At 56.1% G+C, this 558-nt stretch carries 1 protein-coding gene; it reads left to right on the forward strand.

Features of this window, described 5'->3' with window-relative positions:
• Nucleotides 1-275: 275 nt before the first annotated feature.
• Nucleotides 276-558: LexA family transcriptional regulator (locus CXQ94_RS21820; protein WP_306418924.1), on the forward strand; the 283-nt coding region annotated here is incomplete at its 3' end.

The raw sequence follows: 558 nt of genomic DNA on the forward strand, positions 1-558 counted from the left end.
CTCCGAATCATTGAGGGGCGGCCCAATCATCCCTCAAATTTTAATTATGCAACCCGCTAAACCCCAGGCTCCAAGGGGAGCTGACTGGGTGAGTCGGTTACCGCGTATCAAGTCGGCAGGGAGTCGGCAAGGCTTATCCTTAGCCTGTTCTCTCTCCTGCCCAGGTAAGTCGCGCTCCAAACTGCCTGCGACGCATGCTCTGCCTCCCGTCGCTCGTTATTGACGGCCATGTTGGTACTGGTACTGTATATATATACAGTTAAGGGCGCGTTCCCGTGAGCAGCATTACCATCCTTGGCCCCGTCGCGCCGTCGTCGGCTTCGATTCCATTTTTCCTTCCTTCAGTTCCTGCTGGCTTTCCCAGCCCAGCTCAGGATCATCTCGAGCAACGTATTTCTCTGGATGAGTTGTATGGCCTGCATCGGCCGCAGATCTATCTGGTTCGTGTGGCTGGTCACAGCCTGCAGGGGTTGGGTATCCACGATGACGATTTAGTGCTGGTCGACAAATCTCTCCGCGCCCGACGGGGCGATGTGGTCGTCGCGTTCCTCAATGGTG

The sequence above is a fragment of the Arthrobacter sp. GMC3 genome (assembly GCF_002929305.1).
Taxonomy (GTDB): Bacteria; Actinomycetota; Actinomycetes; order Actinomycetales; family Micrococcaceae; genus Specibacter.